The sequence below is a fragment of the Lacinutrix jangbogonensis genome (assembly GCF_000797445.1).
Taxonomy (GTDB): Bacteria; Bacteroidota; Bacteroidia; order Flavobacteriales; family Flavobacteriaceae; genus Lacinutrix; species Lacinutrix jangbogonensis.
This window is the reverse complement of sequence record NZ_JSWF01000017.1, coordinates 71,901-98,114: the sequence shown is the minus strand read 5'-3', so window position 1 is coordinate 98,114 and position 26,214 is coordinate 71,901. Positions and strand designations below refer to the sequence as shown.

At 32.8% G+C, this 26,214-nt stretch carries 25 protein-coding genes; 12 read left to right on the top strand and 13 right to left on the bottom strand.

Going from position 1 to position 26,214, the window contains the following annotated elements; genetic code table 11:
• Nucleotides 1-9: 9 nt before the first annotated feature.
• The 6 genes from RH82_RS03610 to RH82_RS03585 all read left to right on the top strand — a co-directional run bounded on the left by RH82_RS03610 (nucleotide 10) and on the right by RH82_RS03585 (nucleotide 6,177).
• The gene (locus tag RH82_RS03610) at nucleotides 10-546 is read left to right on the top strand and encodes a class I SAM-dependent methyltransferase (RefSeq protein WP_081979175.1); all 537 of its coding nucleotides are present in this window, start codon (nucleotides 10-12) and stop codon (nucleotides 544-546) included.
• A gap of 297 nt (nucleotides 547-843) precedes the next feature.
• Nucleotides 844-1,395 (top strand): NUDIX hydrolase, encoded by a 552-nt coding sequence (locus RH82_RS03605; RefSeq protein ID WP_034058123.1) that lies wholly within the window; start codon nucleotides 844-846, stop codon nucleotides 1,393-1,395.
• A gap of 220 nt (nucleotides 1,396-1,615) precedes the next feature.
• Complete coding sequence (locus tag RH82_RS03600; protein WP_034058122.1) at nucleotides 1,616-2,296, top strand: PrsW family intramembrane metalloprotease; 681 nt, start codon at nucleotides 1,616-1,618, stop codon at nucleotides 2,294-2,296.
• 314 nt (nucleotides 2,297-2,610) lie between these two features.
• On the top strand, nucleotides 2,611-3,096 hold the full coding sequence (locus tag RH82_RS03595) for an acetyl-CoA carboxylase biotin carboxyl carrier protein subunit (protein ID WP_034058121.1): 486 nt from the start codon (nucleotides 2,611-2,613) through the stop codon (nucleotides 3,094-3,096).
• A gap of 37 nt (nucleotides 3,097-3,133) precedes the next feature.
• A complete protein-coding gene (gene accC, locus RH82_RS03590; protein ID WP_034058184.1) occupies nucleotides 3,134-4,576 on the top strand; it encodes an acetyl-CoA carboxylase biotin carboxylase subunit in 1,443 nt (480 codons plus the stop codon).
• Nucleotides 4,577-4,635: 59 nt separating this feature from the next.
• Entirely contained in the window at nucleotides 4,636-6,177 is a 1,542-nt protein-coding gene (locus RH82_RS03585; protein WP_034058120.1) for an acyl-CoA carboxylase subunit beta, read from the top strand.
• Nucleotides 6,178-6,213: 36 nt separating this feature from the next.
• On the opposite strand, the gene RH82_RS03580 is transcribed toward RH82_RS03585, so the two are convergent.
• The 3 genes from RH82_RS03580 to RH82_RS03570 all read right to left on the bottom strand — a co-directional run bounded on the left by RH82_RS03580 (nucleotide 6,214) and on the right by RH82_RS03570 (nucleotide 9,176).
• On the bottom strand, nucleotides 6,214-6,840 hold the full coding sequence (locus RH82_RS03580) for a MarC family NAAT transporter (protein ID WP_034058118.1): 627 nt from the start codon (nucleotides 6,838-6,840) through the stop codon (nucleotides 6,214-6,216).
• A 104-nt stretch (nucleotides 6,841-6,944) separates the two neighbouring features.
• Nucleotides 6,945-8,711, bottom strand: a complete 1,767-nt coding sequence (locus tag RH82_RS03575; RefSeq protein ID WP_034058117.1) for an ABC transporter ATP-binding protein — start codon at nucleotides 8,709-8,711, stop codon at nucleotides 6,945-6,947.
• A gap of 21 nt (nucleotides 8,712-8,732) precedes the next feature.
• A complete protein-coding gene (locus RH82_RS03570; RefSeq protein WP_034058115.1) occupies nucleotides 8,733-9,176 on the bottom strand; it encodes a DinB family protein in 444 nt (147 codons plus the stop codon).
• A gap of 119 nt (nucleotides 9,177-9,295) precedes the next feature.
• Between RH82_RS03570 and RH82_RS03565 the strand changes: the two genes are divergently transcribed.
• Nucleotides 9,296-10,495 carry a multidrug effflux MFS transporter gene (locus RH82_RS03565; protein ID WP_034058113.1) on the top strand — a complete coding sequence of 400 codons (1,200 nt, stop codon included), beginning with the start codon at nucleotides 9,296-9,298 and terminating at the stop codon, nucleotides 10,493-10,495.
• 1 nt (nucleotide 10,496) lies between these two features.
• On the opposite strand, the gene RH82_RS03560 is transcribed toward RH82_RS03565, so the two are convergent.
• The 4 genes from RH82_RS03560 to RH82_RS03545 form a co-directional block, all read right to left on the bottom strand.
• Nucleotides 10,497-11,024 carry a GNAT family N-acetyltransferase gene (locus RH82_RS03560; protein ID WP_034058111.1) on the bottom strand — a complete coding sequence of 176 codons (528 nt, stop codon included), beginning with the start codon at nucleotides 11,022-11,024 and terminating at the stop codon, nucleotides 10,497-10,499.
• Nucleotides 11,025-11,186: 162 nt separating this feature from the next.
• Entirely contained in the window at nucleotides 11,187-12,254 is a 1,068-nt protein-coding gene (locus RH82_RS03555) for a proline iminopeptidase-family hydrolase (RefSeq protein WP_034058109.1), read from the bottom strand.
• Nucleotides 12,255-12,300: 46 nt separating this feature from the next.
• A complete protein-coding gene (locus RH82_RS03550; protein ID WP_034058182.1) occupies nucleotides 12,301-13,062 on the bottom strand; it encodes an NYN domain-containing protein in 762 nt (253 codons plus the stop codon).
• Between the two features lie 268 nt (nucleotides 13,063-13,330).
• Nucleotides 13,331-13,930 (bottom strand): hypothetical protein, encoded by a 600-nt coding sequence (locus tag RH82_RS03545; protein ID WP_034058107.1) that lies wholly within the window; start codon nucleotides 13,928-13,930, stop codon nucleotides 13,331-13,333.
• A gap of 132 nt (nucleotides 13,931-14,062) precedes the next feature.
• Between RH82_RS03545 and RH82_RS03540 the strand changes: the two genes are divergently transcribed.
• From RH82_RS03540 to RH82_RS03525, 5 genes are all read left to right on the top strand, one after another.
• The gene (locus RH82_RS03540; RefSeq protein WP_034058106.1) at nucleotides 14,063-14,347 is read left to right on the top strand and encodes a DUF2188 domain-containing protein; all 285 of its coding nucleotides are present in this window, start codon (nucleotides 14,063-14,065) and stop codon (nucleotides 14,345-14,347) included.
• Between the two features lie 176 nt (nucleotides 14,348-14,523).
• The gene (locus RH82_RS19070; protein ID WP_316930893.1) at nucleotides 14,524-14,754 is read left to right on the top strand and encodes a hypothetical protein; all 231 of its coding nucleotides are present in this window, start codon (nucleotides 14,524-14,526) and stop codon (nucleotides 14,752-14,754) included.
• Nucleotides 14,739-15,356: an alpha/beta hydrolase gene (locus RH82_RS03535; RefSeq protein ID WP_316930894.1), complete on the top strand. Its 618-nt coding sequence runs from the start codon at nucleotides 14,739-14,741 to the stop codon at nucleotides 15,354-15,356. The genes RH82_RS19070 and RH82_RS03535 overlap by 16 nt, the downstream gene beginning before the upstream one ends.
• Before the next feature lie 28 nt (nucleotides 15,357-15,384).
• Entirely contained in the window at nucleotides 15,385-16,947 is a 1,563-nt protein-coding gene (locus RH82_RS03530; RefSeq protein ID WP_034058105.1) for a protein adenylyltransferase SelO, read from the top strand.
• Nucleotides 16,948-16,987: 40 nt separating this feature from the next.
• The gene (locus tag RH82_RS03525; RefSeq protein WP_034058104.1) at nucleotides 16,988-17,929 is read left to right on the top strand and encodes an aldo/keto reductase; all 942 of its coding nucleotides are present in this window, start codon (nucleotides 16,988-16,990) and stop codon (nucleotides 17,927-17,929) included.
• A gap of 606 nt (nucleotides 17,930-18,535) precedes the next feature.
• On the opposite strand, the gene ahr is transcribed toward RH82_RS03525, so the two are convergent.
• The 6 genes from ahr to RH82_RS03495 all read right to left on the bottom strand — a co-directional run bounded on the left by ahr (nucleotide 18,536) and on the right by RH82_RS03495 (nucleotide 26,188).
• The gene (gene ahr / locus RH82_RS03520) at nucleotides 18,536-19,543 is read right to left on the bottom strand and encodes an NADPH-dependent aldehyde reductase Ahr (protein ID WP_034058103.1); all 1,008 of its coding nucleotides are present in this window, start codon (nucleotides 19,541-19,543) and stop codon (nucleotides 18,536-18,538) included.
• A 100-nt stretch (nucleotides 19,544-19,643) separates the two neighbouring features.
• Nucleotides 19,644-20,378: an acyl-CoA desaturase gene (locus RH82_RS03515; RefSeq protein ID WP_034058101.1), complete on the bottom strand. Its 735-nt coding sequence runs from the start codon at nucleotides 20,376-20,378 to the stop codon at nucleotides 19,644-19,646.
• A 58-nt stretch (nucleotides 20,379-20,436) separates the two neighbouring features.
• Complete coding sequence (locus RH82_RS03510) at nucleotides 20,437-21,009, bottom strand: Crp/Fnr family transcriptional regulator (protein ID WP_034058099.1); 573 nt, start codon at nucleotides 21,007-21,009, stop codon at nucleotides 20,437-20,439.
• 38 nt (nucleotides 21,010-21,047) lie between these two features.
• Nucleotides 21,048-22,757, bottom strand: coding sequence for a serine hydrolase (locus tag RH82_RS03505; protein WP_034058097.1), 1,710 nt, complete (start codon nucleotides 22,755-22,757; stop codon nucleotides 21,048-21,050).
• A gap of 123 nt (nucleotides 22,758-22,880) precedes the next feature.
• The gene (acs, locus tag RH82_RS03500) at nucleotides 22,881-24,788 is read right to left on the bottom strand and encodes an acetate--CoA ligase (protein WP_034058095.1); all 1,908 of its coding nucleotides are present in this window, start codon (nucleotides 24,786-24,788) and stop codon (nucleotides 22,881-22,883) included.
• A gap of 17 nt (nucleotides 24,789-24,805) precedes the next feature.
• A complete protein-coding gene (locus RH82_RS03495; protein ID WP_034058094.1) occupies nucleotides 24,806-26,188 on the bottom strand; it encodes an alanine/glycine:cation symporter family protein in 1,383 nt (460 codons plus the stop codon).
• Nucleotides 26,189-26,214 lie beyond the last annotated feature (26 nt).

Sequence of the window (26,214 nt, the reverse complement as noted above, 5' to 3'; positions counted from 1 at the left end):
TTTTAATTAATGATCTCATATTCAACTAAAATAACTTCTTCTCATATAAAATCAGACAACGCATTATTTCAAAGAACTTTGAAAGCCTACAGCATAACTACTAACAAGACTTATGGAGATGTTCTTGAAATTGGTTGTGGAGAAGGTTATGGAATTAGTCTAATAAATAAAAACATTAACTATTTAACTGTTATTGATAAATCTAAAAAAGTTTTAAATAACATTAAAAAAAAGCACCCAACAACAAATATATTATGTCAAAATATCCCTCCTTTATCTAATTTAAAAGACAATAGTTTTGATGTTATTATTTCATTTCAAGTTATAGAACACATAAAAGATGTAAAATGCTTTATTAAAGAGATCTATCGTATTTTAAAACCAAATGGCAAAGCCTACATTACAACACCAAATGCTACAAAAACTATAGCCCGAAATCCTTGGCATTATAAAGAATATAATTTTACTGAAATTACTAATTTAATTAAAAACACATTTGCAAACTATACTATTGAAGGTAATAAAAAAACGGACGCCTATTATTAAAAAAACAAACAATCTGTTGAACACATATTAAGATTAGATATTTTAAAAATTCAAAATATATTGCCATCAATACTTCTTAAATTGCCTTATGAGATAAGCAATAGATTAAATAGGAAGAAACTATTAAAACAAAATCCAAAGTTAGTAAATAGTATAACATTAGAGGATTATGCGCTCAAATTATATTCAAAAGCAACTTTAGATTTTTACTGTACTTTGTATAAATAACTTTATAAAACAATCTTTTCAAATTTTAACCAAATTATAAATAGCATTACATATTTTTACATTAACACTATGGAAGAATACATAGACATTGTCACCAAAACTGGAAAACCAACAGGTAAAACTGCTGCTAAATCTATAATACACAGTAAAGGTTATTATCATAACACAGCCCATATTTGGTTTTATACCGCAGAAGGTGAAATTCTATTACAACAGCGCGCAGCTACAAAAGCTATTTACCCACTACTTTGGGATGTAAGCGTTGCAGGACATATAGATGCTGGAGAAACTATTAAATCTGGAGCCGTTAGAGAAATTGAAGAAGAAATTGGTTTAGAGGTTACTGAAGATGAACTCCATAAAATTGGTGTATTCGAATGTTTTCAATCGTATCCTAACGGTATTACTGACAACGAATTTCATCATACTTTTATAGCTGAATTGATAGTAGATATAAATCAACTCATCCCTCAAAAAGAAGAAGTAGAAGCTCTAAAGCTAGTGAACATGTATGATTTTCACGAACTATTAGATAATTCTGAAAATAATGATCATTTTGTGGCCAGCAACAAAGACTACTACAATAAGGTTATTGAGGCTATTTTAGAAAAAGTAACTTAAATTATTATGTATATGAAGCAAAACATATTTATGTAACCTTTACAAAATCGTAAAAACAAATTTTAATCTAACTCATAGTAATACTTTCATTCTAAGCGTTTCTATTAAAAGAAAAGCGTGATCATATCTCAATATTTTTTTCACGATAATCCTAAATATTTGTACTTCATTCCTTCAAAAGACAGGTTAGGGTTATCTCTTTATTTATTACATTAGCTTAATGAATTTAATCCTATTCGCTCTAGCTCCTGTTGCCGTTGTTATTTTCTACATTTATTTAAAAGATAAATATGAAAAAGAACCTAAACGCCTTTTAATAATTTCCTTTTTATTGGGTGCAATTGTAAGCATTATCATTACAACGGTGCTTTATGGCCTGTTTAATTTAGCTCTACCACTAACCGACAGTTTAAGTGTCTTTCAACAATTTATTCAAGCTTTTTTTGTGGTTGGTTTTTCTGAAGAATTAAGCAAGTATTTAATTGTTTTACTATTCGCACAAAGAAACAAAGCCTTCAACGAACAATTTGATGGTATTGTATATGCAGTAATGGTTTCTATGGGTTTTGCAGCAACAGAAAACATATTCTATGTTTTAGAGAGTGGTGCAGGAACCGCATTACTTAGAGCTTTTACAGCAATTCCTGCGCATGCTACTTTTGGAATATTAATGGGCTATTTTATGGGAAAAGCAAAATTCTCGAACAACAGAATGCTTCTAAATTTAACAGGATTAGGATTCGCTATTTTATTTCATGGTGCTTACGACTTCTTCCTGTTTATCGACTTTATTCCAGGCATTTGGGTAGGCGCTTTTGTATCATTAATTATTGGAATTGTATTGTCGCGAAAAGCGATAAAAAGACACCAAAACAATTCTCGTTTTAAAGATGTTAATTGATAACAAATATTTAAAATAAAAAAACATAGTCTTAAAACTTATTAATTTAAATAACAATAAGTTACATTGTTTAAACAAAGTGTTACTTCAATATAAATTCAAATATTATCACGAACTCAAACCCTATTATAAAAGAGAATATAAGTTGTGACATTAATATTTAAAACAAGCAATAAACAGTCACATTAAAAAACTAATTTCTTAAGACCAACAACTCTAATGAAGAAAAAATGAGGTCTATAAAAAATTAGTAAATATTTAATAATAATCCAACTTAAGGTTTATATATTTACTCTCATTTAAATTGAATAATTATGAATGAAAATTTCAAGATAAAAGTTAATAATGCTACCGTATTTAATATTTCAAGTGAAGAAGCTTCTACTTTAGATAGTATTAAAGTTTCTGATTCAAAATTTCATGTGCTGCAGGATAATAAGGCGTACAAAACAGAAATTACTGAAGCAGATTTCAATACAAAAACATATGAAGTAAAAGTCAATAATAACAGCTATTCTGTTATTATTGAGAATGATTTAGATGTATTAATTAAAGCTTTGGGATTCGAAGTTGGTGCTTCTAAAGTTATTAGCGATATCAAAGCGCCAATGCCTGGTTTAATTTTGGACATTATGGTGAAAGTAGGTGAAAAAATTAGTGTTGACACGCCTCTTTTAATATTAGAAGCTATGAAAATGGAAAATAGCATTTTATCACCTCGAGAAGGAATTATTAAATCTATTTCTGGAACAAAAGGAAACACGGTTGACAAAGGTGACTTGCTAATCGCATTTGAATAAATAAAAATTCCTTCCTTTTGGGAAGGTTAGAATGGAAATGAAAAAAATACTAGTCGCTAATCGTGGCGAAATCGCAATAAGAGTGATGCGTACAGCTCATAAAATGGGTATTAAAACGGTTGCCGTATATTCAACAGTAGACAGAAATGCAACACACGTAAAATATGCTGATGAAGCGGTTTTAATAGGTGAAGCACCTTCTAATCAATCTTATTTATTGGGAGATAAAATTATTGAAGTCGCTAAAAGTTTAAACGTAGATGGCATTCATCCTGGTTATGGCTTTTTAAGTGAAAACGCAGATTTTGCTGAACTATGCGAAAAAAACAACATCGCATTTATTGGCCCTAAATCTCATGCTATTAGAGTTATGGGAAGTAAACTTGCAGCTAAAGACGCTGTAAAGGCCTACAATATACCAATGGTGCCAGGAACGGATCAAGCGATTACAGACATACCAGAAGCTAAAAAAATAGCTAAAGGTATTGGCTTTCCAATATTAATTAAAGCATCAGCCGGTGGTGGCGGAAAAGGTATGCGTATTGTTGAAAACGAAAACGAATTCGAATCGCAAATGAATCGTGCCATTAGCGAAGCAGTCAATGCTTTTGGTGATGGCTCTGTATTTATCGAAAAATATGTTGGATCACCAAGACATATCGAAATTCAAATAATGGCAGACACTCATGGTAATGTTATTCATCTTTTTGAACGCGAATGTAGTATTCAAAGGCGTCATCAAAAAGTAGTTGAAGAAGCTCCTAGTGTTATTTTAACGCCAGAATTACGTGAAAAAATGGGACAAGCAGCTATTAAAGTCGCAATAGCTTGTGATTATGTTGGCGCTGGAACTGTTGAATTTTTATTAGATGAAAACAAAAATTTCTATTTTTTAGAAATGAATACACGGTTACAAGTTGAGCATCCTGTAAGTGAGATAATTTCAGGAGTAGATTTAGTAGAATTGCAAATTAAAGTTGCGCTTGGTGAAGCCTTAGATATAAAACAAGAAGATCTTAAAATTAACGGTCATGCTTTAGAATTACGTGTTTATGCAGAAGACCCTTTAAACAACTTCTTACCTAGTGTTGGCCATCTAGACGTTTATAAAACACCAGAAGGAGAAGGTATTCGAGTAGATAACGGTATTGAGGAAGGCATGGATGTGCCAATTTATTACGATCCCATGCTCGCTAAATTAATTACTTACGGTAAAACACGAGAGGAAGCCATAGCACTCATGCTTAAAGCCATTTCTAATTACCACGTAAAAGGCATACAAACCACTTTGCCATTTGGCACGTTTGTTTTTGAACATGAGGCGTTTAAATCTGGTGACTTTGATACACATTTTGTAAAAAATTACTATTCGCCCGAAGCTTTAAAACAAGAAACAGAACGAGAAGCTAAAATAGCTGCCCTTTTAGCTGCAAAACAATATTTAGAAGATCAAAAGCTACTTAGAATCCCTAACAACTAGAATTACAATTATATTACAGATGTCACACTGAGCTTGTCGAAGTGTATTAATAGAAAACTATGGAATCCAAAATAAAAATATTACAAGACAAACTAGCACAATCTAAACTAGGAGGCGGACAAGCTAGAATAGACAAACAACACCAAAAGAAAAAATTAACAGCAAGTGAGCGCGTCGCTTATTTAATGGATGAAGGATCTTTTGAAGAAATTGGTGCATTAGTAACACATAGAACTGTAGATTTTGGAATGCAAGACCAACTGTTTCCTGGTGATGGCGTTATTACGGGTTACGGAACTATTAATGGTCGATTGGTGTACGTGTTTGCTCAGGATTTTACGGTTTTTGGTGGTGCTTTGTCAGAAACTCACGCTGAGAAGATTTGTAAAATCATGGATTTATCCTTAAAAGTTGGAGCACCTTTAATAGGTCTAAACGATTCTGGAGGCGCAAGAATACAAGAAGGTGTGCGGTCATTAGGTGGTTATGCAGATATTTTTCATAGAAATGTGAAGGCTTCAGGAGTGATTCCTCAGATTTCAGCAATTATGGGACCATGTGCTGGAGGTGCTGTCTATTCGCCTGCAATGACAGATTTTACTATGATGGTTGAAGACACCAGTTACATGTTTGTTACTGGTCCAAATGTTGTAAAAACGGTAACTAATGAAGAAGTAACCAGTGAAGAATTAGGAGGCGCGAGCACACACTCTACAAAATCTGGAGTAGCACATATCACCTCTCCTAATGATATAGAATGCTTAGAAGATATTAAACGTTTACTAAGCTATTTACCACAAAGCAATGTAGAGAAACCTAAAGATTTAGAGTTTACATTGGGAGAAGAAACTAGAACGGAATTAGCGTCAATTATCCCTGAAAATGCGAATAAGCCTTATGATATGCATGCGGTAATAAAAGGGATTATTGATGAAGACAGCTTCTTTGAGATTCATAAAAATTACGCAGAAAACATCTTAGTAGGTTTTGCTAGAATTGCAGGTAAAAGTGTTGGTATTGTTGCGAATCAACCACTGTTTTTAGCAGGTGTTTTAGATGTAAATAGTTCACGTAAAGCTGCACGTTTTACACGTTTTTGTGACGCTTTTAATATTCCATTATTAGTGCTGGTTGATGTTCCAGGATTTTTACCAGGAACCGATCAAGAATGGAACGGCATTATTGTTCATGGTGCAAAATTACTATATGCATTAAGTGAAGCTACAGTTCCAAAAGTGACTGTTATTACGAGAAAAGCTTATGGTGGAGCTTATGATGTTATGAACTCTAAACATATTGGAGCAGACTTAAATTACGCTTGGCCTAGTGCAGAAATTGCAGTTATGGGAGCCAAAGGTGCCAGTGAAATTATTTTTAGAAAAGAAATCACAACAGCAGACAATCCTGAAGAAAAACTACTAGAAAAAGAAGCTGAATATGCTGAGTTATTTGCTAATCCTTACAAAGCCGCAGAACGTGGTTTTATAGATGAAGTTATCCTTCCTGAAACCACAAGACGAAAGCTTATTAAAGCATTTGCAATGCTCGAAAACAAAGAAGAGGTTCTACCTAATAGAAAACATGGGAATATTCCTTTGTAATTATTGAATAAAAAAATAGTGCAGCATATAAAAGTATTACAGATTTCTAAATATTGATGTTATAGAAACAATAATATACTCCACGCCTATGGCAATAACAATAAAACCAATAATTCTTGAAAGTGCATTAATACCTGAAGCTCCTAAGAATTTCACTATTAAATGAGCGCTTTTTAAAATCAAATAAATGGTGAAAGCTGCTAAAAACATGGCACCAAGTATTGTCATAATTTCTGAAATCATTTGAAATTCTTGATTGTAAGCAATTAACAATGAAATAGTTCCTGGCCCAGCAAGCATAGGTATTGCTAATGGTGTTAAACTTATAGCTTCACGATTCTGAATATCTTCTTGTACTTTTTTACGTTTCATACCTTTATGCTCTCTAAACTTGCCTGTTAATAGAGCAAAACCAGAAGAAGCTATAATTAATCCTCCAGCAATTTTTAAAGCATTTAAACTAATACCAAAAAAGGACAAAATGTATTTACCTGCAAAGAATGACAATAGCAAAATAACAAGCACATCTATCGCTGTCCAAAAAGCGGTAACTGCTCGTTCTTTTTTACTGTGTTCTTGAGTTAAACCAACAAAAACAGGCACTGTTCCTAGAGGGTTCATGATTGAGAATAAGGCACCAAATGCCACTAAAAATAACTCCATTGTTTTTTTGACAAAGAGATTCCTTTTATTGAACAGAATAGTTACTATAATTTTATCTAACAGTTATGAAATTGTAAATTTTATATAGCTTAGATTTAACATTACTATATTTTAGCTTGATACGTATATAAATCGTAATAGCGTCCTTGTGAAGCTATCAACTCGTCATGAGTACCACGTTCTGCAATTTTACCAGCCTCGATAACCAATATCTGGTCTGCTCTACGAATCGTACTTAATCTGTGTGCAATAACAATAGTCGTTCTATTTTTAGTTAGTTCGGCTAAACTCTTTTGTATTAAGGCTTCACTTTCTGTATCAAGATTCGACGTTGCTTCATCTAAAATAATAATTTTAGGATCTGCTAAAATAGCTCTTGCAATAGCAATGCGCTGTCTTTGTCCTCCAGATAGCTTCACTCCTCTTTCTCCAATTAAAGTTTCTAAACCGTCATCAAATCGGTCTGTAAATTCATTTACATAAGCGGCTTTTACTGCTGCTTGTAATTGTGCTTCTGTCGCATTTGGTCTTGGAAACATTATGTTTTCACGAATAGTACCTTCAAATAGAAATTCGTCTTGTAATACTACTCCTAGGTGTTTTCTAAAGCTTTTTAGTTTTACTTTAGATAAATCTTCGCCATCAATAGTTATTAGTCCAGAATTAGGGTTTAAAAACGTTGCAGATAAACCAGCAATGGTAGATTTCCCAGAACCAGAACTACCAACCAATGCAATTACAGAGCCTGATGCTGCTTTAAAATCGATATGCTGTAATACAGGTTTGCCGTCTTCATATTCAAAAGAAACATCTTTAAATTCTATTTCTCCTTTAAAGTTTTCAAGTGCAACTGTTCGGTTTTCATCATCGTCTTCGGCGGCCATATTCATAAGCTCTTCCGTTCTATCTAATCCTGCTAAAGCTTCGGTTAACTGACTTCCAATATTACTCATTTGAACGATTGGAGCAACCATAAAAGCCAAAAGGAAAGTGAACTGTAAAAAATCACCATAAGTCATTGTACCTTGCATCATATAGTAACCACCAATACCCATAACTCCTGTTGTTGCCAAACCAATTAAAAAGGTTGATGAACTGGTCATTATTGCAGTTGCCGTCATGCTTTTTTTAACATTCTGAAAAATGTTATCAACTCCTTCTTCAAAAATTTTACTTTCTTGTTCTTCAGCATTAAAGGCTTTAATTACGCGAACGCCTGCTAACGTTTCAGTTAACCTGCCTTTTACTTCAGCATTTATTTTTCCTCTAGCTCTAAAAATTGGTCGAATGTACTTAAAGGCTTTTAAAGCTACAATTCCAAAAATAGATAATGGCACAAACGTTGAAAGTGTCATCCAAACATTCATTCTTAATAAAATAATTAAAGTTAAAATTGCCGTAAATGATCCACCAACCAATTGTACTAAACCGGTTCCAATAAGATTTCTAACACCTTCAACATCACTCATAATACGCGATACTAAAGCGCCTGATTTAGTGTTGTCGAAAAAACTAATAGGCAAAGACAGTACTTTCTTTTGTACTTGGGCCCGTAATTCGCTAATTAAGTATTGTGCTTGGATACTCAATACTTTAGTTAATAAAAAGGAAGTTATCGCTTGCACTAAGATGGCCGCAATAACGATTCCTATTAAGTTGTAAAGTTGACTAAAATCTTTATTTGGCACAACCTCATCTAACAATACCTTACTTTGAAGTGGTAAAACAAAACCGGACAAACTACGAATGATTATTAATAATAAACCTAGGAAAACTAAATTCCGTCTTGGCCAAATTATAGTTATAAAGGCTTGTTTTAAAGTTATTTTAGGTGTGGTTTTAGCTTTAGAAGTCTCTTTAAAATGTTGCATTCTTTTTTTTGTTCAAAGATACTATTCTAGCAAGCGCCTATGGTAATTTATTTGTCCTAAATGATAGGTTAAATGCATTGTTAAATGTACCAAGAAAAACTCAATTGTCATAGTCTCTTCAGAAACGCGTCGTCTATATTCTTTGTGTAAATCCTCTTCTTTAAGCTGCGATAATGATTTTTCAACAACACTAATTGCGGCATTTATTGCACTCAATAATTCTGTTCTTGGAATATTTTTTAATGAAAACTCTAAATCCCGTTGTCTCACGTAACTTGTGTTCCCTAATTCTGATCCAATAAAATGATTTAAATTACCTACAATATGCAAGCATAAATTTCCAGCTGAATTAGAAACGTTAGCTGTAGTTAACCATAAACTCGACTCGTTCTGGTATAAATTTATTTCGGTTTTGAGTTTTTCTAAATCTCTTTTAAAGAGTTTGATTAGTGTTTCTGTTAGCATTTTTATTTTTTTTAAGACTAAGATACGTTGAAATAGTATTCATTTTACCTTTAAAATTAATGTTTTGTTAATTCAAAAATATACAGACTTTCTCTCTGCTATTACTGTATTTTTGCAAGATGCAAGAAAACCAACCTGTAAAGTTAGAATTTATTGTTTTAATGGCCTCTTTAATGGCAATTGTAGCCTTAGCTATTGATGCGTTATTACCAGCAATTTCAACAATTAGTGCAGAGCTTAATAGCGTACATTCTAATGATAATAAACTACTAATTACCATGATCTTTTTAGGTTTAGGAATTGGGCAGCTTGTCTTTGGACCTTTATCTGATAGTTTTGGAAGAAAACCTATTGTATATATTGGTTTTACAATTTTTGTTATTGCTAGTATAATATGTGTGCTTTCACCAACTATGGAATGGATGATCTTTGGTCGTATTCTCCAAGGTATTGGTTTGGCAGCAGCAAGAACTATTGCTATTACTATAATTAGGGATACTTATAAAGGTGATTATATGGCAAAAATAATGTCTTTTATAACCACTATTTTTATTCTTGTTCCTGTTGTTGCACCTGTCATGGGTAAGTTTATTTTAATTCATTACGATTGGAAAGGTATCTTTTATGCACAACTTATTATTGCAATTTTTGTATGCCTTTGGTTTTGGAAAAGGCAACCTGAAACGCTAAAACCGGAGTATAAAATTAAGTTTAGTAGGCATGTATTTATAGAGGGTCTAAAAGAATTATTGAAATATAAAATATCTTTGGGCTTTACCATTATTTCAGGTTTTATTTCGGGCGCTTTTATTGTGTATTTAAGTGCCGCGCAAACCATTTTTGAATTACAATATGGTTTAATAGACGAGTTCCCATATGTTTTTGCCGGATTAGCTATTGGTGTAGGACTCGCCACTTTTCTAAATGGTAATCTAGTGATGCGTTTAGGCATGTGGAAATTATCTTTTTTAGCTATACTAGTATTTAGTGCTAATGCATTACTATATGTTATATTATTCTGGAACACTCCTAATCCTACACTAACAATATTACTGGTTTTTATGGCTATTCAGTTTTTTACTATTGGCTTTATTTTTGGAAATATTAGAGCCATTACTATGGAACCTATTGGACATATTGCGGGCATTGGAGCCGCAATTACAGGTTTTGTATCTACAATGATGGCTGTACCCATTGCTAATTATATTGGTAGCTTTGTAACGACAACCGCTTTACCTCTATTTATTGGGTTTAGCGTTTTTGGATCTTTATCGTTTGTGATTTTTGTGTTTCTTAAAAAGAAAAGAATCGTAGCCTAAATTAAAAGACTCTTCCGTAATAGTTTAAATCAACAATTTCGCCTTTAGTGGTTCTATAGTCATTTCTAATAGTGCCTTCTAATTCAAATCCACTTTTTAGAATAACACTTATACTTCCTATGTTTCTACTATTTGCACGACAAAGTAGCTTTTTAAATTTATAGGTTTCTATAATATGGTTTACAACTAAACCCGTCGCTTTTGTAACGATGCCTTTTCCTTCGTATGCTATATCAATAAAAGAACCAAGCTCAGCTTTAGGGACATTCCAATCAATATTTTTTACATCAACTAATGCTACAAATAGATTGGTTTTCATATCTGTAATCATAAAAGGAAAATAGCTTTTTTGTGCAATGCGTTGTTCTATCGCATTACAATATAAAACGGTGTCTGCAAGTGTTTTTGTTTTAGATACTGTTCCCGCGAAGTAATCTTCTAAACGTGGACGATTATCGTCTATTAATTTGAATAATGCTTCACTTTCACTAGCATTTAAAAGATTTATTCTATAGTTATCGAATTGCATAAATATTAGTTTGTATTTTTTTTATTAATGTTCACAGAAGTAATAAACATCCAGTTCAACGATGCTGAAGCAAGAAATTTAGTTTCTAGAAATCATTAAAAACAAGTTAAAAAACGCTCTATACAACATTCATGAAAATAAATTTTACTAAATATTTGATAACTAATTATTTACGGAATAAAAACTGCCATCATCAACACTTTTAATAAAGTCTATTAAACCTTTAAAAAACACTTTCTGGTCGTCAAACTGTGATAAATGACTTCCATTTGGACACAGTAAAAAATCACCATTTTTAACTTCTGTGCTTATCCATTCCATATGTTTTGGATCCATTGTATCGTGAGTTGCTCCAATAGTTAACGTTGGTACTGTAAGCTCTTTTAGCCTGTCTTTTACATCCCAATTTTTAAGCGTCGCATCGCCTTTTATTCCAAATTCACTTGGGCCTTGCATAGTAATATAAACTTCCGGATTTAAATGTTTAAAGGCTCTATTAATTGGCTCTGGCCAATCTTCAACAGGCATTCTAATAACATGTTCTGTGTAGTAGTTATTTACAATTAACTCCATGTATCTTGGATTGGTATAATCTTCTTTATCTTCAAAGCTCATAATCTCTTTTAAAACTTCTGGATCTAATTTTGGTGCTAAAACGGTATCAGAATATTTTTGATAATCTGGAATTGAAGCCACCATATTAGAAATAATCAAACCTTTCATATTCCCTTGATATTTTAAAGCATATTGCATGCCTAATATACCTCCCCAACTTTGTCCATAGAGGTAAAAATTATCTTTATTCAAACCTAAAGCAATACGCACCTGTTCTACTTCTTCTACAAAACGATCTAAATCCCAAAGGCTTAAATCTTTTGGTTGGTCGCTGTAATAAGAACCTAACTGATCGTAATAATAATATTCTATGTTTTCCTGCGGAAAATACCCATCAAAACACTCGTAAATCTCATGCGTCATTCCTGGTCCACCATGCAACAACAACACTTTCATTGTTGGATTATTACCTACACGTTTAGTCCACACCTTAAAAGTACCTTTTGGTGTTGTTATAGGTATCATTTTAATACCGCCAAGAAATTGGTCTTTGTCCTGTGGTTTTAGATAGTTTTCTGCGGAAGTATTAACCGTATCTGACTCGTGATTATGGTTATGTTCATTTTTACAACCAAAAAATAATAGTAAACTAAGGATTAAAAATGCCTTTTTCATTAGGGATATAGTATTTAATTAATGACTTAAAGATAATAAAATCAACTTATCTCTTTTTACCTTTAGATTTCACTTCTTTAATCTTAACATAAATAAGTTTTAAGCGTCCTCTAGAGTCCTCTCGTCTTTCTATCTCAAAGTTTGATATCGATTTAATTAAAGGTGTTAGCTTTTGAAAACCATAATTTCTAGAATCAAAATTAGGTTGTTTCTTTTGTAGTAAACTTCCAACGTCTCCTAAAAATGCCCAACCATCATCGTCTGCAACATCATCTATTGTTGCTGCTATAAATCGAATTTCTTTTTGTGTAATTTTATCGTAGTCGTTTTTAGTAACTGTTGTTTTATCTGCAGATTCCAATTCGTTTCCTGAAGCTTGATGTTTTAAAATCTCGATATAAATAAACTTATCGCAGGCCACAATAAAAGGATTAGGTGTTTTCTTTTCACCAATACCATATACAGCCATACCTGCTTCACGCAATCGTGTTGCCAAACGCGTAAAATCGCTATCGCTAGACACTAAACAAAAGCCATCTACTTTTTCAGAATATAAAATATCCATCGCATCTATAATCATAGCAGAATCTGTTGCATTTTTACCTGTAGTATAACCATATTGCTGGATTGGTGTTATCGCATTTTCCAACAACAAGTTTTTCCATTTATTCAAATTTGGTTTCGTCCAATCGCCATAAATACGCTTTATAGTTGGGTTGCCATATTTAGCAATCTCCTCCATCATCTCTTTTACGTTAGCAGATGGGATATTATCACCATCTATAAGTACTGCCAATTTTATATCTATCATATTTTAGTGTTGCTTCATTATTTTTAAAGGTTATAGCTTTAAAATATAAAACCACTCGAAAGAGTGGTTTTAAATGTATTATTGTCTAGCTGATTTTTTAGCTAGTTTTGCAGCCTTTTTTTCTTTTGGTGTTAATGCTGCCTCTTTTTTTACATTTTTTTTAGAATCTTTAGATTTTGCCATGACTTTATGTGTTTAGATTAATTTTTAAATTTGATAGTATAAATATAGTATTTTTTTGATTACTAATAATTCTATGTGTTTCTTACTCATCTTCATATTTAATCATTGCTTGACATAAATGACCTAGACTTGAAGATACACCACCTTGTAAAACATATCCTCTTCCTAATAATTCAAATATCTCATTTTCAAAACTTGACCTTGCAGCCTTGTTTAAAATTGGATCTGGGTTGTTTTTTAATTCATTTAACTTAGATTTTAAAGTTATTAATTCTTCGTTATTTTTTTTATCAAGTGCAATTTGATCTTTTAATTTTTGGTCAATATCATCATAATTAATTTGTATGTTTTTAATATCAGTTAAATTAATAGTTTTTTCTTTTTTCCATGGATTGTAAGGCGCTAAAGGATGTTTATACCTTAAACCACCTATCCAATTATTCATACTAAACGATTCATTAGTATCGTAAGTTTCATCAACTTTAAATAGCTTTAACTTTTTAAACTCTATTTTTACTGCTTCATGAAATTCTATTTGTTTCCTTTCTTGTTCTAAAAAATTTTCACTCTCAATAATTTTGGATTCTAGAGTTGTAATACCATCGCTTATACGCTGTAAAAACGAAGAATGCTCTTCTAGTCTTGATACTATTATATAATCTACAACTTTTTTTGTACTCATATCTTTATAATTTTTTATTTTTGAGGAGACTTAGCAAATGTAAAACATTATTGAATACCTTAAAACAATAAGAATGTATGAATAATCTATTTTAACAAAAAATGCTATCTTCGATTTACAATTAATTTCACGATGCCAGAAAACAGCAAACTAAAATCTTGGATACAAATTTTAAACGACCTTTTTGAAGCTTTTTTTAAAAGCTCGCGTAACAAAAAAAGAACTTGGCACCAACATGTTGTACCATACCAAGAAGATTGGGCTGTACGTCGCGAAGGTAATAAACGTATTACCTCTAAACACCGTAAACAAAGCACTGCTATTAACAAAGCAAAAAGAATCGCTAAAAAACGTAAAGCCGATGTAATTATCCATAGGCAAGATGGTACTATTCGAGAGCGAATTAATTACGATTAGTAGTAACTATATTTGTTTTATTGTAATTAATCCATAGAGAGTGACAAATACAACATCTTTATTGAAACTAAAAAAAGTAATTTGCAAATAATTAGTTGCAATTTTAGGGACATCAATAATCTAAATCTAAAGACTAATTTAGCCACACTAATTCTTAACTTAGCATTAAAAAAGGAATGCATTTAAAACTAACCTATCTAGCGTTAATTTCTCTGTTACTATTTAATTGCGCGTCTCGGAAAATAAAAGATGTTCCCTATTTAACCAAGGCAGAAACACTAGCCGAAATACAACCAACACTAAACGTTTTTGAACCTAGACACACTAAAGCGACTAAAAATCCTGTTGTTATTTTTGTACATGGTGGTTACTGGAGCGAGGGTGATAAAAAATCTATGGCTTTTTAGGACGAAATTTTGCTAAAAATGATGTAGTTACTGTAATTCCTGATTATAGCTTAAGCCCAAATGGTAGTTATGATGCCATGGCTAAAGAAATTTCACAGGCTGTGCAATGGACTATAGATAATATTGAGAACTATAAAGGTGACCCTGAACAAATTTATTTAATGGGACACAGTGCTGGAGGTCATTTAATTGCGCTAATAACAACGAATCCTAAATATCTAAAAGACAAAACGGTTATAAAAGGTGTGATTTTAAATGATGCTGCGGCATTAGATATGAAAAGCTACTTGGATAAAAATCCACCTACCAGTAAATACCATTACGATGTTACCTGGACTACAAATCCTGAAAACTGGAAAGATGCGTCTCCAATTTACTTTATAGATGACACCACACCACCTTTTTTAGTCTATGTAGGCGAAAAAACATATCCATCGATAATTACACAAAGTGCTACATTTGTTGAAGCACTCAAACCCTTTCAACCAGAAATTAAACAGATTTTTTTGAATAAAAAACATGTCCCAATGATGTCTCATTACATTTATCCTTGGACTAAAAGGTATGACGAAATAGTAACATTTATAAGTGAGAATAAATAGCTTTTAAAGCTCTAAAGACAACAAGATAATGCAACTAAACATAAAAGATAGATTTAATACAGAATTACCAGCAGATTCAATTCTTGAAAACTCAAGACGACAAGTTAAAGAAGCTTGTTTTTCTTATGTTACACCAAAGCAAACTAAAAAACCAGAATTATTACATGTCTCTCCAGAAATGCTTCATAGTTTGGGTTTAACCGAGGAGGATGCTAAAAGTAAAGACTTTCTAAACATCTTTACAGGCAATACTGTTTTACCAAACACCAAGCCTTATGCGATGTGTTATGGTGGACATCAATTTGGTAATTGGGCAGGACAATTAGGCGATGGTCGCGCTATTAATTTAGCTGAAATAGAACATGAGAACAAACATTGGGCAATTCAATTAAAAGGCGCTGGCGAAACACCTTATTCTCGCACAGCGGATGGTTTGGCTGTATTACGCTCTTCTGTTCGCGAATATTTATGTAGTGAAGCCATGTATCATTTAGGAGTGCCAACTACAAGAGCTTTATCCTTAGCTTTATCTGGTGATAACGTGTTGAGAGATGTGTTATACAACGGTAACTCTGCTTACGAAAAAGGCGCAATTGTTTGTCGAGTAGCTCCAAGTTTTCTGCGCTTTGGAAGTTTCCAAATATTTCCAGCAAGAGAGGATAAAGAGACCTTAAAAACCTTAGTGGATTATACCATAAAACATCATTTTACGTATTTAGGAATGCCTTCGAAGTCTACCTATTTACAGTTTTTTGAAGCGGTTTCAGCCCGTACTTTAGACATGATTATCCACTGGCAACGTGTTGGTTTTGTGCATGGTGTTATGAACACAGATAATCTCTCTATTCTTGGGCAAACTATAGATTATGGGCCTTATGGCTGGCTGGAAGGTTACGACCACGATTGGACGCCAAATACAACAGATAGCCAGTTTAAACGCTATCGTTTTGGAGCACAATTAGATATTGGGCATTGGAACTTGTACCAATTAGCGAATGCTTTATATCCTTTAATTGAAGATGCTGAAGGGTTACAAAATAGTTTGAAAGCGTACTCTGAAAAAGCAAAAACCCAGTATATAGAAATGATGAGAACCAAGCTTGGTTTGTTAACTGAAGACTCTAGCGATGCTAAATTAATTTTTAGTTTAGAAGACCTTTTGCAGTTAACAGAAACAGACATGACAATTTTCTTTAGAAGCTTAAGTGCTTTTTCTGCTGAAAATTCTTTGGATGGATTAGAAACTGTAAAAGATGCTTTTTATATGCCAAATGAATTATCTGGTACTATAAGAAAACAATGGAATGCTTGGTTTGAAAGCTATACCGAACGTTTAAAAAAAGAAACGCTGTCTTTTCAAGACCGAAAAGAAAAAATGAATACAGTGAATCCTAAATATGTATTGCGTAATTATATGGCACAATTAGCAATAGATGATGCAGATAAAGGTGATTACAAATTAATAGATGACTTGTTTCAACTCCTTAAAAAACCATACGATGAGCAACCAGAGAATGAAAAATGGTTTGCTAAACGACCAGATTGGGCAAGACATAAAGTTGGCTGTTCTATGCTATCTTGTAGTTCTTAGTACTTACTTTTTTCGATAAATAATATCAAAATTTAAAAATATGTCATTAGGATTAGGTACAGCCGCTTTAGGCAGACCGCACTATATAAATGTACGTCAAGAGCGTTCAAAACTTGATTTAAACGCTTTTAGAAAACAAAGTTTTGCTGTTTTAGAAAATGCTTATCAATTAGGTGTGCGGTATTTTGATACAGCTCCAGGTTATGGTTTGGCTGAAGATTTACTATTAGAATGGCTAAGCACAAAAACCGATTCAAGCATTGAAATCGCAACAAAATGGGGATACACCTATGTTGCAAATTTTGATACCAATGCAAAGATTCATGAAATAAAAGAGCATAGCTTAGAGAAGTTAAATGCACAATGGGAACACTCAAAACGGTTTTTACCACATTTAAAAGTCTATCAAATACATTCTGTAACATTAGAAACAGGCGTTCTTGAAAACAAAGCAGTTTTAGAACGTTTGGCTTTTTTAAAAAAGGAATATAACATTGAAATTGGTCTCACCACTACTGGTAAAAATCAAATAGAAGTTATAAAAAAAGCTTTAGCTATTTCAATAGATGGCAAACAATTGTTTGATGCGTTTCAAGTGACTTACAATATATTGGATCAAAGCTTAAGTGCTATTACAAACCAACTCATTTCGCGAAATAAAAGGATAATTATTAAAGAGGCTTTGGCTAACGGCAGATTGTTTAGAAATAAAAACTACTCACATTATAATAATATATATACCGCTTTAGACCATTTGGCTAAAAACTATAACGTTGGTATAGATGCCATTGCTCTAAACTATTGTGAACAAACAATTCCTACAAGTCTTGTTTTAAGCGGAGCAAGTAACTCTGAACAATTGAAACAAAATTTGAAAATGAATATATTTTCGCTTTCTAAAAATGAAATAATGCTTTTAAATTCTTTTAAAACTACTCCAGAATTATACTGGTCTGAACGTAAAAAACTAGAGTGGAATTAAATAAAATAGGCTTTGTTGTTTGGCATGGGTTGCAGAAGTTTTTTTAGTTGTTGAAAGTATAAAGAAATGAAGTTTTATATATAAACGAAGCAGCCTCATGAAGCAAAGGATTTACAAACAAGAGATTGCTTCGTTCCTCGTAATGACAGTTCTATTTTTGTTTAGTTTTTGCATTTTTTAAAATATAAGGTTACTTTTGTTTTGAGGTGCGCTGAAAAAGTAAACCTCCACAAACTGTTAATGTAGGGCACAATTTTTAATTGAGACTGAATTTAACAGTTTCTCTTTTTTACAATAGGGGTGACTCATTCATTTTAATTTTATTAAATATAAAATTGTGACTATTTTGAATTTGCTACAGTTTTTAAAACACCTTGCAATGGTTGTTATCATAGAAACAAAAAAACGCAGCCTTTTTCAGGTTACGTTTTTTGTTTTGCATTAAGGGTGGAGCGTTTGTTGAAGCTCCTCGCAGAGAGCGACTCGCGAGAGCCTGACGTTTTGCCCTTTTTTAAGCTAAAGGTAATGCCCAAATAATTATTATTCTTCTCGATACAATTTACTCATGCTTCGCAAATCACTAGAAGTGACAAAAAGAAGGAATTGTTAAGCCTTCAAAACAACTCTAAATCGCGCTTTACCATCATGCAAGTGTTTAAGCGCTTCGTTTACGTTTTCCATTTTAAACTCTTCTACAGTTGGGTAAATGTCATGACGTACACAAAATTCTAGCATTTTTCGTGTTAAAGCGATGCTTCCTAATGGGCTTCCGCCAACCGACTTCTCTCCTGCTATTAAACTAAATGCTGGAATTTCCATTGGTTCTAATACTGCGCCAACGGTATGAAGTTTTCCTTGTGGTGCTAATGTTGTTATAAACGAGTTCCAGTCTAATTTTACATTAGTGGTATTTAAAATAAAGTCTAAACTTCCTGCAATACTTTCTAAGGCTTCTGGATCTCTAGAGTTGATGACTTTATGTGCTCCCATTTTTAAGATTTCGGCTTCTTTATCTGGGTTTGAGCTAAAGGCTGTAACCTCGCATCCCCAAGCTTTAAGAAATTTTACTGCCATATGACCTAAACCACCAATACCAATAACACCGACTTTATCTGTAGGTTGAACTCCTGATAATACAATTGGGTTAAATACAGTGATGCCACCACAAAATAATGGACCCGCTTTTGCCATATCGATGCCGTCTGGTAGTAATGTTGTCCAAGACCAATGCCCACGAACAGTATCTGCAAAGCCACCGTGGCGCCCAATTATTGTTCCTTCTGCGGTGCCGCATAAATGTTGTTTACCATCCATACATTGGTTACAATGCATACAGGATGCACTGTACCAACCCATACCAACTTTATCGCCGACTTTTAAGCCTTTTACTTCGCTTCCTATTGCTTGTACTTCTCCAACAATTTCATGACCAGGAACTAAGGGATATTGTGTCATTCCCCATTCGTTATTAATCATACTTAAATCGCTATGGCATACACCACAATAATGGACTTTTATATCTACTTCTTCGTTACCTATGTTTGGTAATTGGAATTGAAAGGCTTCTAATTTTCCAGCTGGTTCGTTTGCTGAATAGGCGTTTACTTTTGTCATAACTTTATATTTTTTAGATTAACTAACTTTTATAAAGGTAAGAAATCAAGGGCTTTTATACCAGAGATTTTGATAAAAAACAAGTATTATTCAATCTACTTTATACAACAGATTTCTTTAATTTAATAATTCTCAACTTATCTAAAACCACCATAATTAAATACGTGAAATCTATCTCATGCCATTTTACTCCAAAATTAGCTCTACTGGAATGGGTGTGATGATTGTTATGGTAACTTTCTCCCATCATTAAAAAATCGAATGGTAATAGGTTTTTAGAGGTGTCTTTAACTTTAAAGTTTCTATAACCATAAATGTGCGCAAACCAGTTAATTATTACGCCATGAATTGGAGCCATAAAAAAGGCTACTGGTAAAAATAACCAATGCCACCAAGCTGTTGCAAATACAATAAAAAATACGACATAAGCTGCAGCCCAGCCTAATCTAGAGTACTTTGAACTCGCAAACTTATCGAATGCTTCCCATTGCGGAACATTTTTGGTAAACTTATCTGCTACTGCAATTCGTTTTTTATTAATATCTTGATAGATGTTTTTTGTGCGCCACATCATTGCAAATAGGTTAACATCGTACTTAGGTGAATGTGGATCTTTCTCTGTGTCTGCATAGGCATGGTGCATTCTATGCATAACACCATAACCATAAGCGCTTAAATAATTAGAACCTTGAAATACCCAGGTTAAGAAAAAGCATATACGCTCTGTTACTTTAGACATGGTAAACGTTTGGTGAGCTGCATAACGGTGTAAAAAGAAGGTTTGAAAAAACAAACCTGTGTACCATAAAACGACGATAAATATAAGAATATTCATAACTATTACTTTTTTAGTAAAGGTCTGAATATGTTATGCTAATTACAATGAACCTAAGTTAAGAAATTCGTTTTCTAATCCGGCTTAATGCTTGTGGAGTTACACCAATATAAGAGGCTATATATTTTAAAGGAATTTCTTTTATTAGTTTTGGTCGTTCTGTAAATAGCTTAAGGTAACGCTCTTCGGCTGTTTCGTTTAGCAGCGATTGCTCGCGTTTGGATTTTATTAGAAATAAACGTTCTGAAGACATCCTGCCAATAACATTACCTGCAAAACTTTTTTGATATACTTCTTGTAAATCGTCGTAAGAAATACTCCAGATGGAAATATCTGTTAGCGCTTGTAATTGATATAAAGATGGTTTTCTTGTTAAAAAGGAATCGTATGCACTTACAAATTCGTTTTTAAAACAGAAACCAAAGGTTAAGTCTTTTTCTTCCTCTTCTTTTGGGATTAAAAAACGAGCAATACCATTTTCTATAAAAGAAATATGATTTTCGATTTCTCCAACCTCAAGCAATTTGCTTTTTTTCTTGAAAACCCTGTTTTCTAATTTAGACGAAAACAGTTGCCAATCTTTATCACTAATGGCAACGGTTTGCTCTATGTATTCTCTTATGTTTATCATATTCGCAATTACATTGTAAAGGTCGCGAATTAAATTAGTTATTCTACTTTTTTTCCAGGTATTACTTCTCCATTTTGAAACAAAGTCATACTTTCAATATTACCTTTATCATTTGCATAAAACTGGACTCTGGCTTCAACCACTTTGAGATAGAATTTATTATAATCTGAAGGAAAGAGTTCAAATTGTGGTTGACCTGTAGCTTGAGCAAACAAACGCCCTTCTTTAGTTGTTATAACAATTTTAAACGTTGGCGCTAATTCGTATTTACCTGTATAGCTAAGTAACATTTCTTTAGAAACTACAACTTCTTTTACCTCAACATTTAAACGTTTTAAAAAGTCTCGAGCATTATCGTTACCAGGATTTAGTTCTAATGATTTCTTATAGTTTTTAACTGCTAACTCTTGGTTTCTAATTTCAAAATAAGCTTCTCCTAAAGAATCGTAAGGATTAGACTCGTTTGGAAACTCAGCAACATTTAACTTAAACAAGGCTAAAGCAATTTCTTTTTTACCTTCAGCTAAAAACTTGTAGCCTAAAGCGTTTAATTCTTCAACTTGAAAATTATAATCGTTTGGTTTTTCAGTTTTAATACTTTTATAAAAGACTATCGCTTTTTCAACACCATTATCGATTATCTCCTTTTCCAATACTTTTGCGATAGAAGGCAAAATAGGTTTTAAAGGATACGTAGGCATCATTATTTTAATCCCGATTGGATCAATACTTTGGTTACTATTTGTTAATACAATAACGCCTCTTTTTCCGGACTTCTCTAAAGCAATCATTGCGCTATAACCACCAGTTGCACCATTATGCAATAAAAACTTACCATTCTCAATATGCCAAGCTAATGCCATTTCTGTTCTTTGTTCTTCATTTTTATATGCAGATTTATGTGCTAACGACATTGCATTATGTAATTTAGAATCAATTGATTCGCTATTAATATTAGCTTGTATATATTTTACCATATCGCTAGCTGTAGAACGGATTCCTCCTGCTCCACCAAGTGTAATAATATCCCAGTTTTCTGTTTCTAAAAGTCCCTCGTGTCCTTTGGCTAAACGGTTTTTCATTGCTTCATTAAAAACCAATCTCGTATCATTCATTTGTAACGGATTAGCAATATACTCGATGACTAACTCTTCATAAGTTTTACCACTTTGTAATTCTAAAATATGACCAAGTAGTCCCATACCAACATTTGAATACTCGCTTACTGAACCAATATCTACCTTTAATTCATGATTAGAAATATAATTATAAAGGTCTTTATAAGTATAATCTACATAAGGATTTTTAGGGTTTCTAGACTCTAAATTATCTGGTAACTTTGGTAGTCCAGAAGTATGTGTTGCTAAATGTTTTAATGTTATTTCCTTTCCATTACGCGTTGGTCCTTTTACAGCTTTAGGTAAATATTTCGAAATAGGATCATCTAAATTCATTTCTCCACTATTCACTTTTAAAGCTAATAGTGTAGCTGTAAATGTTTTTGAAATTGAACCAATCTCAAAAACCGATGCTTCATTTACTGCTACTCCATTTTCCATTGCAGTTTTACCCAAGCTATAATACTCTATAGTATCTCCATTTATATAACCTACAACAATACCAACATTCATTTGGTTATCGACTCTAGATTGAATGTACTCTTTTACTTCCGTTGATATTTTGGAATCTTGTGCTTTAACTTGAAAGTTAAAAAGTAAGGCTAATGCTATAAATATTGATTTTTTCATAGAAAATGAATTTTTAATTTTATTTAGAGTAAAAGTAAACAGTAATAGTTTTGTAAATACTTAAATGCGACTAACGACAGTATTGCTTACCCTATTAACCAAAAATGTAATGTGTATTACAGACTATAACACATTATCCATTATATCTTGCACACATTCAGGGTTTAAAAGCGTACTAATATCACCTAAATTACTTGTGTCTTTTTCTGCTATTTTACGCAGAATACGACGCATAATTTTTCCGCTTCGTGTTTTTGGTAAACCATCTGTAAATTGAATTTTATTAAGCTTTGCTATTGGTCCAATACGATCGGAAATGAGTTGATTAATTTCTTTACGTAGATTTTCTTGGTTTCTACTTTCTCCTGAATCTTTTAATGTAACATAACCATACAGTGCACTTCCTTTTACGTCATGCGGAAAACCTACAATAGCACTTTCTGCAACTGCTGGATGTTCGTTTATAGCATCTTCTATTGGAGCGGTACCTAAATTATGTCCTGAAACAATAATAACATCGTCTACACGACCTGTTATTCTATAATAGCCAACCTCATCTCTAAGTGCTCCATCTCCTGTAAAATACATGTTTTCAAAAGTTGAAAAATAGGTCTCTTTATAACGCTGGTGGTTTCCCCAAATAGTTCTTGCAATACTTGGCCAAGGAAACTTTATACATAAGCGCCCTTCTACTTGATTGCCTTTTAATTCTTTTCCATGTTCGTCCATTATACAAGGCTGAACACCTATAAATGGTAGTGTTGCATAGGTTGGTTTTGTTGGTGTAACGTAAGGAATTGGCGTAATCATTATACCTCCTGTTTCTGTTTGCCACCATGAATCTATAATCGGACTCTTTTTCTTACCAATATTTTCGTTATACCAATGCCATGCTTCTTCATTAATGGGTTCGCCAACGCTTCCTAAAACTTTAAGTGAGGATAAATCGTATTTTTCTACCATCTCTACACCTTGTTTTGCTAAAGCACGAATAGCGGTTGGTGCAGTATAAAACTGATTGACTTTATGCTTATCTACAATGTCCCAAAAACGACCATAATCCGGATAACTTGGCACGCCTTCGAACATAACTGTCGTTGCGCCATTACATAAGGGACCATAAACAATATACGAATGTCCTGTAATCCATCCAATATCTGCAGTACACCAATATACATCGTTTTCTCTATACTGAAATGCATTTTTAAAAGTATACGCGGTATAAACCATATAGCCAGCAGTTGTATGCACCATTCCTTTTGGTTTTCCTGTAGAACCAGAAGTATATAATATAAAAAGCGGATCTTCAGCTTGCATTACTTCTGCTTCACATTGATTTGAAGCTACGTCTAATAATGGTTGTAACCACTTATCACGACCTACTTTCATTGTAATATTTGAGTGTATTCGCTTTGCTACTAAAACCGTTTCAACGCCTTCACAACGCTCTAAAGCTTCGTCTACAATGCCTTTTAAATCTATTGTTTTTGCACCACGATAAGAACCATCACTTGTAATAACAATTTTACAATCACTATCATTTATTCTTGTCGCTAAAGCTGTAGCCGAAAAACCTGCGAATACCACAGAATGAATGGCTCCAATTCTAGCACAAGCTAAAGTTGCAATTGCCAATTCTGGAATCATTGGCACATAAATACAAACGCGATCACCTTTTTTTACACCTTGCGCTTTTAAAACATTTGCAAACTGATTAACACGATGATATAATTGTTTGTAGGTAATATGCTCTGCATCATCATCTGGATTGTTAGGCTCAAAAAGAATAGCGGTTTTATTTGCTCTTGTTGCTAAATGTCTATCGATACAGTTTTCTGAAATGTTAAGTTCTGCTCCTTGGAACCATTTTACTTCTGGTTTTTTAAAATCCCATTCTAAAACTTTATCCCATTTTTTTCGCCATAAAAAATGTTCTTCGGCGATTTCTTCCCAAAAACGTTCTGGGTTATTTACTGATTTACGATATACCTGATAGTATTCCTCTAAGTGCTTTATGTGGTAGTTACTCATATCTTTTTGGTTTTTGGCTATTTCCTTTTAGCTGTTTTCATTCTATTTATATAACTCTTAATTTCTATAACCACTTTTGGCGCTAACAAGAGTGCACCAATCATTGTTGGAATTGCCATGAGCGCAAAAATGCCATCTATAAAGTTAATCATCATATCAAACGATGTCGTTGCAGCTAAAATGATACTGAATATATAAAAGTAATTATAATAATGTTTTTTATCTGCTCCAATTAAAAAAGATAAACATTTAGTACCATAGTACGAATAAGAGAATAATGATGAAATACTAAATACAAAAACACAAATCATTAATAAATAATGTCCATACTCTGGCATCGTTTCTTTAAAAGCTGAAGCCGTTAAACTTACTCCATTATCAGATGTGGTTTCCCACACGCCAGTTACCAGAATAGCTAGAGCTGTTAGTGTACACACAATTAAGGTGTCTATTATAGGACCTAACATAGCAACCAAGCCCTCGCGAACTGGTTCATTAGTTTTTGCTGCTCCATGCGCCATTGGCGCTGTACCAATACCTGCTTCGTTAGAAAAAGCACCTCGACGAATACCTAATAAAATTAATGCGCCTAAAATTCCGCCTAAAAATGCATCACCTTTATAAAAACCAGCACTAAAAGCATCAGTAAAAATTAATACAAAATATTTTGGAACCAATTGGTAATTAGAAATAAGAATAAAAAGCACTAATCCAAAATATAAAAGCACCATCGATGGCACCAATTTAGAAGCCGTTTTACTTATTCTATTTAGACCTCCAAAAATAATAATCGAAGTTAGAACCACTAAAACGAATGCTATTATTAAGTTACTTTTTAAACCAACCTCTACTCCATTAGGAATTAATATAATATCATTAATCGCTTGTGTTAATTGATTCACATTTACCACAGGAAGTGCTCCAAACATACCAAAAATGCTAAACGCTATCGCTAACCATTTCCAATGTTTACCCAAACCTTCAACTATAAAATACATTGGACCACCTTGCAATTCACCATTGCTATCTTTCCCTCTAAACATAACTGCAAGCGTAGAGGTGAAAAATTTTGTAGACATACCAAAAATTGCACTAATCCACATCCAAAACATGGCTCCTGGTCCGCCAACAGAAATTGCCAAAGCAACACCAGCAATATTTCCCATACCAATAGTAGATGATAAGGCTGTAGATAAGGCTTGAAAATGACTTATCTCTCCAGGATCATCCGGATCATCGAATTTACCTCTTAAAACTTGAATAGCATGACCTAAATATCTAAAGGGTAGAAATTTAGAATATATAAGAAGAAACAATCCACCACCAATTAATATAATTAGTAATGGCAAGCCCCATACAAAGGATGAGAAATCTGAAATAAATTGGTCTAGTTTTTCCAAATGTTAAATGTTTTTATAAATATATT